Origin of the sequence: Paenibacillus sp. LC231, from assembly GCF_001860525.1 — a bacterium.
Taxonomy (GTDB): domain Bacteria; phylum Bacillota; class Bacilli; order Paenibacillales; family Paenibacillaceae; genus Paenibacillus_AQ.
The window spans coordinates 355,667-373,137 of sequence record NZ_JFOM01000026.1; the positions used below are offsets into that span (position 1 = coordinate 355,667).

The 17,471-nt window shown below is 45.5% G+C and carries 12 protein-coding genes and 1 pseudogene; 3 read left to right on the forward strand and 10 right to left on the reverse strand.

The genetic code is table 11. The features are described from left to right. Positions 1–345: 345 nt before the first annotated feature. From AK95_RS18785 to AK95_RS18810, 6 genes are all read right to left on the reverse strand, one after another. A complete protein-coding gene (locus AK95_RS18785; RefSeq protein WP_071221419.1) occupies positions 346–1,506 on the reverse strand; it encodes a cobalamin-independent methionine synthase II family protein in 1,161 nt (386 codons plus the stop codon). Between the two features lie 209 nt (positions 1,507–1,715). Further along, positions 1,716–2,705, reverse strand: coding sequence for a tRNA dihydrouridine synthase (locus tag AK95_RS18790; RefSeq protein ID WP_071221420.1), 990 nt, complete (start codon positions 2,703–2,705; stop codon positions 1,716–1,718). A gap of 145 nt (positions 2,706–2,850) precedes the next feature. Continuing rightward, positions 2,851–3,555: a demethylmenaquinone methyltransferase gene (locus AK95_RS18795; RefSeq protein WP_071221421.1), complete on the reverse strand. Its 705-nt coding sequence runs from the start codon at positions 3,553–3,555 to the stop codon at positions 2,851–2,853. 59 nt (positions 3,556–3,614) lie between these two features. Further along, a complete protein-coding gene (locus tag AK95_RS18800) occupies positions 3,615–4,181 on the reverse strand; it encodes an SF0329 family protein (protein WP_071221422.1) in 567 nt (188 codons plus the stop codon). A 288-nt stretch (positions 4,182–4,469) separates the two neighbouring features. After that, a complete protein-coding gene (locus tag AK95_RS18805; RefSeq protein WP_071221423.1) occupies positions 4,470–6,767 on the reverse strand; it encodes a thiamine pyrophosphate-dependent enzyme in 2,298 nt (765 codons plus the stop codon). After that, the gene (locus AK95_RS18810) at positions 6,764–7,786 is read right to left on the reverse strand and encodes a 2-oxoacid:acceptor oxidoreductase family protein (protein ID WP_071221424.1); all 1,023 of its coding nucleotides are present in this window, start codon (positions 7,784–7,786) and stop codon (positions 6,764–6,766) included. The genes AK95_RS18805 and AK95_RS18810 overlap by 4 nt, the downstream gene beginning before the upstream one ends. Positions 7,787–7,994: 208 nt before the next feature. Between AK95_RS18810 and hcp the strand changes: the two genes are divergently transcribed. Beyond that, positions 7,995–9,680 carry a hydroxylamine reductase gene (hcp, locus tag AK95_RS18815; RefSeq protein ID WP_071221425.1) on the forward strand — a complete coding sequence of 562 codons (1,686 nt, stop codon included), beginning with the start codon at positions 7,995–7,997 and terminating at the stop codon, positions 9,678–9,680. Positions 9,681–9,743: 63 nt separating this feature from the next. Here the strand turns inward: hcp and AK95_RS35355 are convergent. Together AK95_RS35355 and AK95_RS18825 are read right to left on the reverse strand one after the other, a co-directional pair. Beyond that, positions 9,744–9,891 (reverse strand): annotated as a pseudogene (locus AK95_RS35355) (SF0329 family protein); the annotation flags it as partial. Positions 9,892–10,495: 604 nt separating this feature from the next. After that, a complete protein-coding gene (locus AK95_RS18825; RefSeq protein WP_071221427.1) occupies positions 10,496–11,275 on the reverse strand; it encodes a hypothetical protein in 780 nt (259 codons plus the stop codon). Between the two features lie 622 nt (positions 11,276–11,897). Here AK95_RS18825 and AK95_RS18830 point away from each other — a divergent pair. Beyond that, the gene (locus AK95_RS18830) at positions 11,898–13,010 is read left to right on the forward strand and encodes an IS110 family RNA-guided transposase (RefSeq protein WP_235613151.1); all 1,113 of its coding nucleotides are present in this window, start codon (positions 11,898–11,900) and stop codon (positions 13,008–13,010) included. Positions 13,011–13,712: 702 nt separating this feature from the next. Beyond that, positions 13,713–13,955: a hypothetical protein gene (locus tag AK95_RS18840; RefSeq protein ID WP_071221429.1), complete on the forward strand. Its 243-nt coding sequence runs from the start codon at positions 13,713–13,715 to the stop codon at positions 13,953–13,955. 389 nt (positions 13,956–14,344) lie between these two features. On the opposite strand, the gene AK95_RS18845 is transcribed toward AK95_RS18840, so the two are convergent. Beyond that, a complete protein-coding gene (locus AK95_RS18845; protein ID WP_071221430.1) occupies positions 14,345–15,532 on the reverse strand; it encodes an MFS transporter in 1,188 nt (395 codons plus the stop codon). Positions 15,533–16,119: 587 nt separating this feature from the next. Beyond that, on the reverse strand, positions 16,120–17,136 hold the full coding sequence (locus AK95_RS18850) for a carbohydrate-binding protein (protein WP_071221431.1): 1,017 nt from the start codon (positions 17,134–17,136) through the stop codon (positions 16,120–16,122). Positions 17,137–17,471 lie beyond the last annotated feature (335 nt).

Sequence of the window (17,471 nt, forward strand, 5' to 3'; positions counted from 1 at the left end):
CTTGCTCACCTCTCGGAAAATGATTAATGCGGTTTAATATTCATACCCCGCAACCTTCAGCAAAGACAGCTGGAAGTATATAACTTCTTCGTAAGCGAAGGCTTCTCCTGTTCAATTCAACATTTCAGGCCGACTTAGCCTATGGAATGGTCTTTAGCAGCTTGCTTGAAGTATAGAAAAAGCTAGGCATACCTATCAAATATCTCGAACTACATCAAATGTCACGTCCTAATTCGGGGTTCTGCTTTTGAACGGGGCACACGCTGCATACAAAAAGAGATGCCTCGCGGGGTCCATAAGCGGCCCTTTGAGTCATCCCTATTAGCTCAAGATGTTTATCCGAATTTAGTTATTCCAGTATTGCTTGGCAATCTGTTGACCTTGATCGATTTTTGCCCACTGCTCGGCTTCGCTTAGCTCGTTACCGCCATCGCAGGACGCAAAGCCGCATTGATGCGAGAGCAGCAGACGATCCTTATCAATGATTTTGGATGCTTCGTCAAGCAGACGGATGACGCGTGCTTCATCATCCAGCGTATTGGTTTTGGATGACAACAAGCCCAGAACAATCTCCGTTTCCGGTCTGTCCTTGAAAACCTCCAGAGCTTCAATCGAACCCGCACGATCATCATCCCACTCCAGAAAGAAGCGATCATATTTCAACTGCTTCAGGAACAGGTTGGCGATTTTTGCATAAGATCCACCGCCCATGTTGCGGGAATCGTAGTTCCCCCGGCAGTTGTGTGTCCACATTTTCAAGCCGAGGCTGTGACCGAAGTCAATCACCGTATTGTTAATCTCAATAAATTCGGTGGCGAGACCCTGTACTTCCGCTTGATTAATATGCTCCCCTGTAAACGGAGAGTTCGGGTTATCGTCTGCAAACAGCTCCCACAAGCAATCATCGAATTGCAGGATTTTGCCGCCTGCCGCAGCGAATTCCTCTACAAATTCCTTATACGCGCTCACAAGACCGGCTTTGAGCTCCTGTTTGTTCTGATAAACCGCATCCGTGCCGCCAATGTTATCCGACCAGGAAAGTTCACCGTAGATATGGGAAGGCGATGGTACGCAAAGTTTCGTTTGCTGATCGCCAGCCGTTTCTTGCAGCTGTTTAAACAGCTTAATGAAGTGATGATTCTTTCCGCTCAGTTTGCCAGTAATTCGCAGGCCAATATCTTTGCGTGTTTCATATTTCGAGGTTCCGTCCACATCCCGGAAAAAGTAGCCATGATCCGCGATATAACGCTGGGCTCCGCCAAAGCCCCATACAAAATCCAGATGCCACATCGATTTGGAGAATTCGCCGTCCGTAACAACCGACAGGTTATGCTCGATTTCCTTTTTCACGACCTGTTTGATCGCCTCTGTCTCGCACTCGGCATACCCTTCGAAATTCTCATAGAACGGATACTGGATATCATCACGATGTTCAATTTGCGTTTTATATTTCAGCAGCTCTTCGGGCCGCAACAAACTTCCTACGATCTGAAACTTATCAGTCATGTACATAACCCCCTCGTTGTATAGCGATATCATATCACGACGAGAGGAGTTATAAGGCATACCAAAATCTCATAACTAGTTATAGCTAAAAGCTATAGCAAGAATGTCCGCTGAGATTTTTCCAAAAGAAAAAACACAGCCAAGTCGGCCATGTTTTCCAAAAAGTTATTTGTTCTCATGGAGCGCTGTTGTTTCTCAAGCCTGTCCATTTAATTTCCTCGTTCATCTACCTCATCAGAATGCTTGCTTCCAAACTCATCGAGCAGCGCACGAACTTCACTTGTTGACTTTGCGTTCATTAAGTGATTTCTGAGTTCACTTGCCCCTCGGAATCCACGAACATAGATTTTGAAGAAGCGGACAAGTGCGCTGAAGGAGCGCCGCATCTGCGCCGAATATTGATCATGAAGATCCAGATGCAGCCGCAGCAGACCAAGCAATTCCTCACTGCTATGTTCCCTCGGCTCCTTCTCAAAAGCAAATGGATTATGAAAAATCCCACGCCCAATCATAATGCCGTCCACACCATATTGTTCAGCGAGCTTGAGGCCGGTCTGACGGTCAGGAATATCCCCGTTAATGGTCAGCAGTGTGTCGGGTGCCACCTCATCACGAAGCTTCTTAATCTCCGGAATCAGTTCCCAATGCGCGTCGACCTTGCTCATTTCCTCTCTTGTCCGCAGATGAATGGACAGGTTCACAATGTCTTGCTTCAAAATATGGGTTAGCCAGTCGCGCCATTCGTCTACGGCAGTGAAACCGAGCCTTGTTTTTACACTGACGGGCAATCCCCCGGCTTTGGCCGCCTGGATAATGTCCGCTGCAATGTCGGGACGGCAGATCAGTCCGCTTCCCTTCCCATTCTCCGCTACATTCGCTACAGGACAACCCATATTAATATCGATGCCTTTAAACCCTTCTTTCGCCATGCCGATACTCATCTGACGAAAGAATTCCGGCTTATCTCCCCAGATATGGGCTACCATCGGCTGTTCATCCTCCGTAAAAGTCAAACGTCCGCGCACACTGTGGTTCCCATCCGGGTGACAATAGCTCTCGGTATTCGCAAACTCCGTAAAAAACACATCCGGTCTGGCTGCTTCACTTACGACATGGCGAAACACAACATCCGTCACATCTTCCATGGGCGCCAGTATAAAGAAAGGCCGTGGTAAATCACGCCAAAAATTATCTTTCATATCCAATACTCCTCTATAATACATACCAGGACAAATCTTGATCCCGAAATAGGAAATACAATCTGTTCATTTCCTTGCTTTTTCTTCACTTATAGCATATTTAAGCAGCGTATATCAAACGGCAGTATATGTTAATCGCAGACCCTTATTTTATCGCCTTATGCATGGCCGCGACACCGCCGCTATAGCTTTTTACATCTACCATGGAAAATCCCGCTTCCAAAAACATTTGTTTCAGCACATTTTTATTGGGGAAATGACGGGCCGATTCTTGCAACCATGAGTATTCATCATAACTTTTAGCAATAAACTTTCCAAGCAAGGGCATGATATGGCGAACATAAAAGAGGGAAGCTTGTCGATAACCGATTAATGTGGGTTGGGATGTTTCTAGACAAACGACTTGTCCGCCTGGCTTCGTTACTCGATACATCTCCCGCAGCACGGTTGAATAATCGGGTACATTTCTTAAACCAAAACCAATGGTTACATAATCAAATGAATCATCTTCAAAAGGAAGCTCCATGGCATTTCCCTGGATAAGGGTAAGCTGCTTTAAAGCTTGTTGCTCCTGCTTATCTTGTGCTATTTTGAGCATGTTTTGGCTAAAATCCAATCCAATGACTTCTCCATGCGTTCCAACAGCATTTGCTAAAGCAATCGCCCAATCCCCGGTTCCCGTGCACACATCAAGAGCTTTACTTCCTTCTTTCACATTCATCCGTTTCATAACATCTTGGCGCCATGCGATATGTCTCCTAAAAGTGATGACCGAGTTCATGGAGTCGTATTGATCCGATATCTTTTCGAATACCTGATGAACTCTTTCCGACTTTGTTTGTTCAGACATGATATTCCCTCTCTTCCACAAGTGCATATGATTCTTTCAATGAAAATGATTTATGCTCATCACGCACGGCGCCGCAGTTCATAAAAGTATTGCACAATCGGATGCTTTAACTTCATCCTGTCTGCCATGTTTACAATCCGCTTTTTGCCAACTCGTCTGTCTACCAAAGCTAGAATATTCAATAAGATATCATCGCTCTCCATGCTTTCTTCTATAGAAGTAGATAAGAACTTATTCGCTGTAGCGACAAAATTGGATTTACTTAATGCAGCCTGTGCTGACAAAAGCTCCTTTGCGAGTACGGATACTTTTCTATTTCTTGCAATGACGTTGAGACGATCCTCTGGAACAGTCCCTTTGGTTTCCTTTCTGACGGCTTCCAATTCATCATCGCTGATCGGAATTTGGATATGGGGATCATTCTTAATTTCCAGCTCCGTCTGATACCATCTTATTGAGCTGGTTTTATCACTCATATGGAGTACGTTCTTTTTATCTACCGAAATATAACAAAGCCCTGCTTTATCAGGTAAATAACGATAACCGGTTGCGCGATATTCAACTCTTCCGACTAATGCAGGACTGAGAAAACTCTCCAGCTGTTGCTTCAATTTGCTCCAGGACATGGTTCCTCCTATGTTTTCGAACCCTGAGGGGCGCGGTATCCATCTGCACATCTTAATCAGTATGAATAAACCTCTGCCAAAAAACAACCCATAACATGTCCCACATATTGAATGGAATATCTGCTTCTCCTCTTTATAGAAAAGAAAAAATCTAATCGATCGCAACCACAAAGAGTACCTGCTCAAAGGCTGAGCAGGTACTCTTTAAGACGGTTATATCAGTTCCAGATTCGGGATGCGGTATATTTAGCTGCTAGGGCTAAATCTTAGTATGCTGAATTGAATATTTTATAACAGTGGGTTCTCGTGTTTCGCTTTCAGGATCGACCAGCGCCGCTCCACTTCTTTTTCAAATTCGCCAAGCATGTCTTTGTTTTCTTCCTTGAGCAGATGTCTTGATTTGCCCATGTATTTCAGCCAGTCGCTGAGCGGTACCTGTTTTTTCTTCGCTTCAGGATCGTACGTAATATTCGTTTCTCCCTGCTCGACTTCATACAATGGGAAGAAGTTTGAATTCACGGCCGCGCGGACGATGTTCTCCCCATCCTTGTCGCTCGATTTCCAGTTCAGCGGGCATGTGATCAACAGCTTGCCGTAGACAGTACCTACATTCTGAGCGTACCACTGCGCTTTTGCCGCCTTTTTCACAAGATCCTGCGGGAATGCTTCCGTCCCCGTGAATACATACGGAATATGTGCCGCAGCCATCATTTGCACCGTATCCTTGTGATGGAACGCTTTGCCCTGCTGCTGTTTGCCGACACCGGACGTACTGGTCATATGCCCTAATGGCGTAGAGTACGAAAGCTGCGCACCGGTGTTCATATAGCCTTCATTATCATATTCCAGAATAATCAGTTTATGGCCCCGCAGCGCCGTCCCGAGGGCCGAGCCCATCCCGATGTCCATGCCGCCGTCGCCGGTCACCATCACAAAAGTGAAATCCTCAGGAAATTCGATTTCCCCGCGGCGTTTCTTCTCAAGGAACGCCTCTACCGTGCCGGATAAAGTAGCCGGTCCGTTCTGGAACAGATTATGAATGAAGCTCTGCTTATGCGAGTTATACGGATAACCCGTTGTTGTGATATAAGCGCAGCCGGTATGGAATAAAGTAACGACATGGCCTTCAATCCCTTTGAAAAAGAGCTCCAGCGCCGGAAAAATACCGCAACCTGGGCAAGCTCCGTGACCGGAAGCAAACCGTTTCGGTTTCGCGGCAAGCGCCCGCATCGGCGGCACTTTAACGGATAATTTACTCGTCTCTTCATCCACCTTTACGGTGATCAGGCCAGATTTAAAGTGGTCTCCATTCATCGGGGCAATGACCGGCTGCAGTCTTAGCTCCTCAGCTCCCGGTGTTTGGCCGTAATAATCAAACGGCACTTTGGCATAACCGAGCTCCATGGCCTCGATCGTCAAGGCAAAAAAAGCTTCCGCGTCATCCGCATAATAGTCTTTCCCGCCAAGACCAAATATGCGGGACAGCACAATAGGCTGCGGACCACGGATTTCCTGCAGGGCCGCTTTGACCTCATGGGTCAGATTGGCCCCGTGCGCACCGTAAGAATCGGCACGTTCGCCAACCAGCAGTGCTTTGACACCTGTTAACGCCTCGCGAATTTCTCTTGCCGGGAACGGCCGGAGAATATTCGGGCTGATTATGCCCGCTTTAATTCCTTTCGCCCGCAGCCGATCCACGACGTCTTTGGAGGATTCAGCCGCCGAATTGAGCAGGAATAAAGCCACCTCTGCGTCTTCCATGTGATACAGATCAAGCGGCGAATAGGATCTTCCGGATAAAGCTGCGTATTCCTCTGCCACTTCCTTGAATACCTCGCCCGCACGGTACATGGCGTTTGACTGTTGGTAGTGGTTGTTCATCAAATCGTCGCCGTTCATATAAGCCCCAACAACGATCGGGTTGTTCTCGTCCAGTACATGTGGATATTCAGGTGCCTTTTCCCCTACAAACGCCTGAACGATTTCCCGGTTCGTAAATATGTGTACCCGGCGTTTCTGGTGCGATGTAAAAAATCCGTCATAAGCTACAATGACCGGCAGGCGCACGTCTTCATGTTCGGCGATTCGCAGCGCCATGATATTCATGTCATACACGGCCTGCGGTGAACGGGCGGTCAAAATCACCCAGCCAGTATTCAGACCGTAGTAAAGATCCGAATGGTCACCGCGAATATCCAGCGGTCCGCTGACCGCACGCGTCACCAGATTCATGACCATCGGGAAACGTGTGCCCGCCTGCACAGGAAGCTGTTCGATCATATACAGTAAACCATTCGCGCTGGTAGCATTGAATACCCGTGCTCCGGCTGCGGCCGCACCGTAGCAAATCCCCGCCGATCCATGTTCGCCGTCAGCTGGAATCAGCTTGATGTCGTGTTCACCGCGTGTACGCATCATATCAAGATATTGGGCAATTTCCGTAGATGGTGTAATCGGAAAATAACCCATCATGTGATAGTTAATCTGGGCAGCCGCCATGGCAGCCATTTCGTTGCCCGATTCGAAGACTGCCGTTTGAGCGGCCGCCAGCTTGTTCTCCGTTGTTTCTTGAATGTGCATATTCATGATCTGACTCCCTCCGCGGTTAAATAGGGAAATGATTGCGGCACACGGTGCTGCTCCGCATAGTACGGCTCTTCTAACATGGCAGCTAAAGCGGTGGTCGGACAAGCTTCGATACACTTCAAGCAGCCTTTGCAATACTGATAATCGATACCTTTCATAAACATCTGCATATTCCCGCGCTTATCCGGCTTCTTCTCCCACACGATGCAGAAATCCGGACATACCGTATCGCAGGCGGCACAGTGAATGCAGTCCTCGATCTTGTACTCTGGCAAATATCCCTGCCGGGAGCCGCTAAGATCCTTCAGGACACTGTTTGCCGTAACGTTCAGAATCCCGCCAAGCTCCTGCGTTTCATATCCAAGCATCGGCTGCGGTCTTGCGAAGGCAATTTTGTCTATAAGATCTGAGCCGTTTCCCAAGGAAAGGAACTGAACTTCGTTATATCCTCTGTCAAAAGTCCGCACATTCGCTTCCACGAGGTGGGGCAGCTTTTTCTCAAATGTTGTACGGATCACCTGCCGCATATCGTCCGGGTTCAGGAAGCTGCAAATCCGGAACAATGCCCCCAGCATGGCCGTATTCACTTTCGTTTTTTCCTCAACGGAAATCTTCAGCGCATCAACGACAGCCAGCGTTCCCTGCGTCATGTTCAGATCAACGGCCACTTCGGACAGGGCTCGCGCCGTATTCACAAGCACCGTTCCATCAGGCTGTACTCCGCTTATGACATCGATCGTCTTATACAATGCTTCATGAAATACGCCGACGACATGCGGCTGCTCAATGGGACTGTGATCTCGAATTTCCACCTCGGAATCGCAGAACCTTACGAAGCTCTTCACCGGCGACCCTTTTTTCTCCGAACCATAGCTGGAAAAATTCGAACCGTTAAGTCCGGAGCCGGTCACCCCGGCTTCGGCCAGCATTTTTCCGGCCAGATTGGCGCCAAGCCCGCCGATGGATTCGAGACGAATCTCGAAAAATCCCAGTTCATTCTTTTGAGGCAAAATCGACATGTTCTCTCCTCATTTCTTCTTAGGTCATTAATTCCAGTTTAAAAGAAGAAACGAACCGGGTTTGTGATTATACTCACAACTCAAAAAATTGTGATTCCAATCACTATGTCGGTTGTGGGAGCGAAGTATACTGTCTTCAACAGTCCCATTGCGAGGCAATTTTATACTGACCTTAAGGCAAAAAATCACGAAATTGGAGGAGAAAATAATGAATAACAACGCCCAAGAGACCTTAGAGCATCAGCCGTCCATGTTCTGCTTTCAATGTCAGGAAGCATCCAAAGGAACAGGCTGCACCATTGTCGGAGTATGCGGCAAACCGCATGATGTGGCAAACCTGCAGGATTTGCTGATTTATCTGCTAAAAGGTATCTCTTTTCTCAGTCTGGATGTCCGGCTGCCGGAGGAGCTTGAACAGTGCGTATCACTGTTTATGATGGACTCCTTGTTTGCAACGATTACGAACGCCAACTTTGACCGCGAGGTTTTTGTGGGAAGAATCCGGGAAGCGATCGAGCTCCGCGGCGAGGTGCGCACCTATTATAACGAACAATATCCGGAAGGAACCGCCAATCTCCCTGATGCTGCCGTCTGGCAGGCGGATAACGAAGCTGCTTTTGATGAAAAAGCACGTACGGTGGGTGTCCTCTCGACCCGCAATGAAGACATCCGCTCGCTGCGCGAATTGATTACGTACGGCTTGAAGGGGATGGCTGCTTATACGTACCACGCGCTTCATCTGGAGAAGGATGATAACGAATTAAACCGTTTTATACGCCGTGCACTTGCCGCCACGCTTGACGACAGCCTGGAAGTGCAGGATCTGGTCGCTTTGACGATGGAAACCGGTAAATACGGCGTAAACGCCATGGCGATGCTGGATGAAGCGAACACCTCGGTTTACGGAAATCCGGAAATCACAAAGGTCAATATCGGGGTAAGAAACCGGCCCGGCATTCTCATCAGCGGCCATGATCTGAAGGATTTGGAGGAGCTGCTGAAGCAGACGGAAGGAACCGGCGTGGACGTGTACACGCACAGTGAAATGCTGCCTGCCCACTATTATCCGGCCTTCAAGAAATATGAGCATTTTGTAGGCAATTACGGGAATGCGTGGTGGAAGCAGAATAGCGAATTCGCAGCCTTTAACGGACCGATATTAATGACGACCAACTGTATCGTTCCGCCGAAAGACAGTTATAAGGACCGTATTTATACAACAGGCAACACGGGGTTTCCGGGTGTCCGCCATATTCCAGAAGGAACAGACGGTGCTCCCAAAGACTTCTCCGCACTGATCGAGCAAGCGAAAGGATGCCCAGCTCCAACCGAACTTGAGACTGGTGAGATCATCGGCGGTTTCGCTCATGCCGCTGTGATGAACGTGGCCGATCAAGTCGTCGATGCCGTGAAATCCGGGGCGATCCGCCGCTTCTTCGTCATGGCCGGCTGCGATGGACGGATGAAATCCCGCAGCTATTACACCGATTTTGCGGCTGAACTTCCAAAAGACACGGTCATTCTAACGGCAGGCTGTGCCAAATACAAATACAACAAACTGGATCTAGGCGAAATCGGTGGTATTCCGCGGGTCCTGGACGCTGGTCAATGCAATGATTCTTACTCCCTCGTCGTTATTGCATTGAAGCTGAAGGAAGTATTCGGCCTTGAGGATATTAATGATTTGCCGATTTCCTATAACATTGCCTGGTATGAGCAAAAAGCGGTTATCGTGCTCCTTGCCCTGCTATATCTTGGCGTTAAAAATATTCATCTGGGCCCTACGCTCCCTGCATTCCTGTCGCCTAACGTTGCCAAAGTCCTCGTGGAAAACTTCGGTATCGGCGGCATTACCAATGTGGAAGATGACATGAACATGTTCCTTGGTGCCTAAAAAACCTGATAAATGAATGTCCCTAACCGGGGCATTCATTTTCTTAAAATTCAGTAATTTTCCAAGCGTACTGATCCGTAGTTCATAAAAACACTGCACAATGGGATGCTTTAACTTCATCTTCTCGGGCATGTTTAAACATTCGCTTTTTGCAACTCGTCTGGTCTACCAAAGCTAAAATATTCAATAAGATATCATGACTGTTAATCGTGGAAGTGGCCAATCCTTTACGATCAAGATTCTGAAGATAACCATCAAACATTTCCGACATGTGTTAATCCTTCATTTATAGAAGTTTTACATGCCCGGGTTCCCTTATTCCATTACATCACATCTCGTCATCTTCTATATAGAGAAGACGACGAACGAATATAAGAGTCTTCTAGACTCATTGTGATATGGAATCTCTCCTTTGATGTTTAGTGTGCGACGAATTCTTCAACGTCGGTGATTTGAGTGAATTATGTAAAATAAAAAGCACCCAAATGGGTGCCTTTTAAGTATTCTTTATTTTAAAAAATCAAAGAGAGGTTTTCAATTTTTTTTATCGATTTCCGCCCATATTAGATAAATAATTCCTAAAGAAAGAGCAATTATTTCTGGGATATTAGAAAAGGATTTAGTGACTGACAATGCATACTCAAACATGCCCTCACCTATAACGTCATCTTTACGTCCCATAATTGCCGCAACTATAAGGTGTGTTGTATTTCTCGAAATAAAAAGTGTGGCAGAGATGACAAGAAGGGCAATACCAGCTGCTCGTTTATTCGTAAAATCACCCCCTTGTCATAGACAAAGTATAGAAATCTGTTTTAATTCGGAAGGTAATCAGTTTCCTTTACTACATAGAGTCCATCAGGTAATCCTGCGTTACCGTTTTTCGCAATGTAAACATCTAAAAAGTAAGTTTTATCAACTAATTTTACATTGGAATGTCCATCGAAGTTCCATACTTCTTCATGCATTGTACCATAAGAATTGCTCATGTTTGGAGTATAGTGCATCCACGAGTATTTTTTTGGAGGTATTGGTTGAGAAACTGAATCACTGCTAGAGAAAGTCTTGCTCCAGGATGATCCAACTGTTACTCCAGCAGAAAAAGCATCCCTTGCATAGGTAGAGGATAATGAAACGTTGCTTGTATAGGACTGTGAGGCTGAGAAGCTGATAGTTCTAGTAACAGTTTGCGTCGAATCATTATAAACCGGAACGGAAACTCTGCGAGCTAAATCATTCCGATATACAGTAGGTATGAATCCCGCCTCAGTGTATTTACTTAGATTCATAATAGCAAATGGTGAAATCAAATCTTGTTCAGAACTGCTCTTTAAATCCCCGCTATTAATACTATTTTTCATAATACTTTTCTGAGTCTCTAAAAGTTGTAGTTTCTTATCATTTTCTTGGACTAAAAGGTCATATTCCTCTATACTAAGCTCTTTTTTTATCCCGTCCTCAACGACAAATGCTCTTGCTACATTAGACTCGGCAATAGGTTTATTTTCAGAGTCTGCAAAAGCAGCTGAGCTGGTACTTCCTACCATTGCCATTACTAAGGATAGAATTACTGGTAACTTCAACTTCATCTTCATTTTTCACTTTCCTTTCTCTTAAGTTTATTTACGTACATATAATCCCAAATACAACAATAATCATAAAATTAATACATTTTATTGATAAAGTGTATCTGGTTATAATATATAATACTTTGTCCTAGTGTAAAGTTATGGATTTTATAAAAAAATTTCAAAAAAAATATTATTGTAATTTTAGGGAATTGAGAAATGATCTCTCCACCTCATGTTAGGGTCAATAATATATAATTTAGTGCAGTTTATGCGACCGCCCTGGTCTCTCCTCCTCCATAGCTCCTACGGGGCTTTACTTACCAGTCAAATCAACATCCCAAATGCGCCATTCTATATACAATGAAAAGGGTAATCCAAAAGAACTGCCAACCAGAGTAGTTCTTTCGTATTATTAGGTCAACCAGAGATTTCTGGTTGGCCTATTTTGGCAGGCATTATACGATGGTGGTAGCCGGGAGAACGAGGGTGGCCTAGGGACGCAGATTCCGTCAAAAAAACGGTTCTCTCACTACCGTCCAACGACTATGTTTGAGCTGGTAGAGGCTTTAGACCTCGCATCACAAGCGAAGCTATAGGGTTGGAGGCCATGTGGGAATGTCGGTAAATTGAATCAAGGAGGTTTATTATGCAGCCAGTAGTAGGAATAGACGTGGCAAAAGGGGTTAGCGTTATCCAGGCCTTTATCGGTCGCGAAGAACCCTACGGGAGGATGGAGAAGCTTCAGCATGGGGAGGAAGGTTTTGAACAGCTAGGGGAACTGTTAGGAATGCTCAAACATAAAAGCGGTGTCGAACCCGTTGTTGTCCTTGAGGCAACCGGACATTATCATCGAAGTCTGACAGGGTATCTTAAACGCAGTGGATGGACTCATTACATCGTCAACCCCCTGCAAGCGAAGCGTTCGAAAAGCACACAACTTCGCAAGGTGAAAACAGATGCAGCAGATGCAAAGCATTTGGCTGAGATGTATTACCGAGGGGACGTTAAAGCGCATCGTGAGTGGGAAGAAACCTACACCGAGCCTCAACACCTAACGAGGCAACATGAGTTCGTAACCGCGATGTACGTACAGGCCAAGTTAAACAGCAGAGCTTTGCTTGAACAGGTGTTTCCGGAGTTCATCGGATTATTTCATAATCTGTATGCGACCACATCATTAAAAGTGCTAGAGCGATGTTTGGAGAACAAGATCGAAGATGTGGGGGATCTCATCGGTGAATGTGTAGGTAAATCCCATTCCGAAGGATGGATTACTGAGAAAACGAAACGGTTGAAGGAACTCATGTTGGGCTGGAAAACACAAGAGAGGAGTCAATCCCAGAGCATAGCGTTGACTAGCATGGTCTCACTGCTGTTGGAATTCGATAAACAGTTAAATCATTTGGAGAAGCAGATGGAAGAACTGGCTGAGGAGTTGCCTGAAGTAGAATTGGTCAAAAGTATCCCGGGTGTAGGGAACAAGCTGGCGGCAGCCATCGTGGCAGAGCTTGGCGATGCAAGCCAATTTAAGGATGCGAAGCAACTTGTGGCCTACGCAGGATTAGATCCGGGGATCTACAGCTCAGGAAAGTTCACGGCTACAAGCAACCGGATCACGAAACGAGGCTCAAAAAGACTACGCCGAGCATTGTATCTTGCTGTACAGTGCGGAATTCGCAGATCTGTAAACCGCAGGATAAGCGATTACTACGACAAGAAAAGAAAAGAAAAGAGGGCAAGCCCTACAAGGTGGTCGTGATCGCCTGCGCCAACAAGCTTCTTCATCACATTTATGCCATCCTAAGTAAAAGCGAACCCTACAAAGCCTAAAACCATATTTTTCCATAACCTTCACGCCAATGAAGGTTATTTGTGCTGTTTAGAAAAGTATATCAGTTTTCTATTATTTAACCAAGTTATAATGCTTGACAAGTATTAGCTGGTTTTTTTGTATGGAGAAGATGACGAACAAGATTAGTCCTCTCCTGATTCAAAATAACTTTTACCTTTGACTTTTGGTAACCAAAATAACACTTGACTTTAGGTAACCTAAAGTGAGGAGTGATTGTGTGATGATGATATGCGAGAACTGTGGAAGTAGCAATGATTGTACTGATTTTGTGGCCAAAGATGAAAAGGTGATCTTATGTGTCGATTGCCGATATGATCTGGCCATAGGCAAACTTACCCTGCCGCTCAAAACGATGGGCCGGCCACCCATTGGAATTACTAAAAAGGTCTCCCTCACGCTACCGGAAAGAATGTGGGAGCACCTGGACTTAAAGGCTAGCGGTAATCGCTCAGACTATCTCCGCTCTCTTGTCGATCGGGATATGTGGGGACAGGGACAATGGAGCAACAATGCTTGCTTAGGCTATGTCATCTTGGGTGCAAAACAACTCGGGTATAGCGAGAAGCTCGGAGTGAGTATGAGGAATCACCATACTAAGGAGGGTCCTACATGTATATCACCTTTGAGGACTTGGAAAAGGCGCTGGGTAGAGAATTGACAGCTGAAGAAGTCTTGAACATTAGCAGAGCTGCGAGTATTGAGTCACTGAATGAAAATGCATCTTCACGTCAAGTGATGGATAGAGCCCTTATGATAATCGGGGCTTTAAATCTCAATAGCGAGCAAACTCGGCGGTCCATTGCTGTTCTCTATGGCGACATCGATGCACTAGATGGACTCAGAGACATTTAAACGGTGTGGTGTTGGAGGCATCTTGAGAAGCACCCAAATGCTGCACCGATAGCCGGTGTCTTACAACAGCTCAGTTTTGTATAAGCAGCGTAGCCGCTGCACCGCCTAATCCTAAACATCCGTTAGCCCATTCCCAAACCTGTTTTTGGCAATAGGAAAATAAGCGTTCACACCTTCTTTTTCAAAAAAATTCGAACACACCCATACGAATATTCAATTTGGCCAATCTATGTATGATTGAACTTAAAGACCCTCGGATCATGGCGATCCGGGATCTTTTGGGATTACTTCAACTACTCTTCCGATTTTTGCTTCATGTTTGGCCAGTCCAATGAAGTTGGCATTTTCACTAGTCAGATCATGATGATCTTTGTCGAGGGTTAGTCACATCAGCCGCGTTGAAAAGATACTATATTTCTCAATCGACTTCCCGTGAAAATGCTGCTCACTAGCAGTACGAATCCACCAAACAGATAGGGCAAGTCAAAATGGACTTCAAACAAAATACCTGCCAGCATCGGTCCAAATATCGTACCGAGACTCGTATAAGCGTTATTCATCCCTGCAACAAATCCCTGTTCATCCCCGGCCACTCTAGACAGCAGCGTATTGATCGTGGGGCGCAATATATTATTGAACGTAAAGAACAACATCGTAACTACCATGACATAGTAGAAATGGCCTGAGAATAATAAGAATACAAGGGATACTGCCGATAACAACAACATGGCAACGATGATCCGTTTTTCTCCGAATCGTCGTGTGATCCGGTCAGTGAACAACAATTGATTCAACGTGCCGATGAGCGAACATACGGTAAGCAGTATAGCGATTTGACGCGTCGTGAATCCGTAGACTTGTACGACAAAAAGCGGGAAAATCGCTTCAAAATGCGTTAAACCAAAGGTCATGGCGAACACGATGAGCAACAGGACAAAATAACGAGACCGAACCGAAAGCACGATTTGCCGGAATACATTCTCGCTCTTCTCCTTCACTTGACTACGCATCTGGCGAATATCCGCCGACAGCGATTCAGGCAATCCCCATAGACTGCAAACCATTGCCAGCAGCCCTACACATGCGGATACATAGAAGGGCATCTTAATGCCCCATTCGGCAAGCAAGCCACCGACACCCGGACCAATAATAAACCCGGACGTCATCGACGCACCTAACCATGACATGGCCTTGCTGCGCTGCTCATCTGCCGTAATGTCGGCAATATACGCAATAATGGACGGGATTAAGGCCGCTGAGCCTATTCCGCCAATCAACCGCGATACGAATAATAAAGTTAGATCGCCCGCGAACGCTGCGAGCAGGTTGGAGATGGCGAACAAGATCAAACCTATGATAATCATGGGTTTACGGCCGTATCGATCTGACAAATTACCTGCAAGGGGTGAGAACAGAAACTGGGTCAGGCCGAAGCAGGAGACCAAATAGCCCGCGGCCTGTCCGCTTGCCGTAAACTGCTCAAGAAGTTCCGGTATGATCGGAATGACAAGACCCATACTTAGATTAGCGAGAAACATGTTGAGCAGCAGTAATGGAAACGCTGACTTTTTTAACATTTAGGACCACCTATATCGAATGAATAAAAACTATGAATGGAAACTGAATAACACCCTCCCTCAATCTGCATTTGTATATGTTAGCATGTGGCTATCTACAATAAAAATATGAAAAACATATAAGGGCTGAATTTTTTTGATATACATGGAGGATGCTCCTGTATAATTCTTACGGCAACCGACATATCAAGTTCAGAAAATCGTTTTTTGACAAGTATCTACATTAAAAAGAGAACGCCCCTGAAGTTATGGGAGGTTCTCTTGATTACTAGATTGATGCTCCGGCACTAAATGGGCTCAGCTTTGAGAAAAAAATACTACCTGCCGCATCTCATCTATTCCTTTGCGAACTAACTATATTAGGCACTCCACATGGGACGAATACTTACTATTGATAGAAGGTTTTCCCTCGATCTTTCCTCGATCTTTATTCGAAAAAAACCTGATAAAGGAAAAAGGGCATGGGTTATGCAAGCAATAATCTGCTTGCTAACTCATGCCCTTTCAAATTAAATAAGCCGCTTCCACTCAACAAGAAAATCCTTTCGCGTCTCGCTATTTTTCAATTTACATATCAATGTAACACCTTAATTCTTACCGCCATAGCCCTTATAAGTAGCGTAAACTGCATCTGCATATTGATCTGCCAGAATCGGACGGCCATAAGAATCCGTAGCTCCCGGATACCAGTTATCTCCACCGTTGTAGTGTAATAATCCGTTGTAGATATTTCCAAACTTCGTAATCTTCTCATTTAAAATTAACGCGCCCAGATATACCTGATCTTGTTCGCTACTATGATTATACGCACGGCCAAATTTTGAGCTGAATTGAGATAAATACGCGTTGCGTGTGTTTGGTTCTACCTGCATCAATCCATCGCCGGCCGATGGACTACCTGGTAAACCGGCTCCAAAGCTGCTTTCCTTTTTGATAACGGCACTTAACAATAAAGCAAAATCTCCGCCTTTCCCATAGGCATTGTCCGCATTCATGGCATATGTCCATATATGGCTTGGAACCTCGGCAGGCTTAGTTACTGTAGGAGGTGGTGAACCCGTATAAATCTTGACCGATGACATTTTGTCATTGATCGTGTTGCCAACCCAGGAAGAATCTGAAGTAAAGGTCCACTTGGTTCCTCCAAAATTATCATTCTCATATACTTCAACCGTCCAACCGCTTGGAACCTTAAGAGACGACATCCAGTCATTCGGAATTCCGTTTGCGTTCAACTGAGATAGTGTATAATTGCCTATCCCGAGTGTCACTGCTTTTCCTCCATAGTTTATATCTGCATAGAATGTTACTCCGTTCGTTGTCGGTGGTGTGGTTGGTGGCGTAGTTCCGCCGCTACCGCCTTTCTGCCATAAAGCAGGAACATTGGACGGTTCCCAACCTACGAGAGAAGTATGTGCCTGAAGACAGGTATAAGTGCTTCCACTATAGGTTACTGTGTCATTTACTGCATTTGCCGTATTTGGAGCCCATGCTCCTCTAGCGGCTGCGCTCACTGACGGTAAGGCTACGCAAAATGTGGATAGAAATACTGCTAAAACTACCAAAAGTGATAAGGGCTTAAAAGGAAACCTTTTATTAGTCATTTTCAAACCTCCTTGTTTCTTTATCTGTAGCGCTCCCATGGGACATGCCACAGGTTTTAAATGTGATATTATCTTACTTTATTTACATTTTTTAAATTAATTCCACAATTTTTTTTAATGTAGGAGTATGTGAAAATCGGGACCCAAAACGCAATTAAAGTCGTGCTAAACAGAAGAAAGACTATGAAAAAATGAAGGGGGAAGGATTCAATAAAAAAACCGAGGAAAAACAGGAGTGGCTACCTGAATTTCGCCCGGCTTGTAACACAACTTTAGGCTTTAACACGACTTTATAGGCTTTGAGATGACATTAATTGCGTTCTACATCTAACGCA

Excerpts from the sequence above, each read along its gene's own strand:
- AK95_RS18830 (WP_235613151.1), top strand. The coding sequence starts at position 11,898 with ATGCAGCCAGTAGTAGGAATAGACGTGGCAAAAGGGGTTAGCGTTATC.
- AK95_RS18850 (WP_071221431.1), bottom strand. The coding sequence starts at position 17,136 with ATGACTAATAAAAGGTTTCCTTTTAAGCCCTTATCACTTTTGGTAGTT.
- AK95_RS18805 (WP_071221423.1), bottom strand. The coding sequence starts at position 6,767 with ATGAATATGCACATTCAAGAAACAACGGAGAACAAGCTGGCGGCCGCT.
- AK95_RS18810 (WP_071221424.1), bottom strand. The coding sequence starts at position 7,786 with ATGTCGATTTTGCCTCAAAAGAATGAACTGGGATTTTTCGAGATTCGT.
- AK95_RS18845 (WP_071221430.1), bottom strand. The coding sequence starts at position 15,532 with ATGTTAAAAAAGTCAGCGTTTCCATTACTGCTGCTCAACATGTTTCTC.
- AK95_RS18840 (WP_071221429.1), top strand. The coding sequence starts at position 13,713 with ATGTATATCACCTTTGAGGACTTGGAAAAGGCGCTGGGTAGAGAATTG.
- AK95_RS18790 (WP_071221420.1), bottom strand. The coding sequence starts at position 2,705 with ATGAAAGATAATTTTTGGCGTGATTTACCACGGCCTTTCTTTATACTG.
- AK95_RS18795 (WP_071221421.1), bottom strand. The coding sequence starts at position 3,555 with ATGTCTGAACAAACAAAGTCGGAAAGAGTTCATCAGGTATTCGAAAAG.
- AK95_RS18800 (WP_071221422.1), bottom strand. The coding sequence starts at position 4,181 with ATGTCCTGGAGCAAATTGAAGCAACAGCTGGAGAGTTTTCTCAGTCCT.
- AK95_RS18825 (WP_071221427.1), bottom strand. The coding sequence starts at position 11,275 with ATGAAGATGAAGTTGAAGTTACCAGTAATTCTATCCTTAGTAATGGCA.
- hcp (WP_071221425.1), top strand. The coding sequence starts at position 7,995 with ATGAATAACAACGCCCAAGAGACCTTAGAGCATCAGCCGTCCATGTTC.
- AK95_RS18785 (WP_071221419.1), bottom strand. The coding sequence starts at position 1,506 with ATGACTGATAAGTTTCAGATCGTAGGAAGTTTGTTGCGGCCCGAAGAG.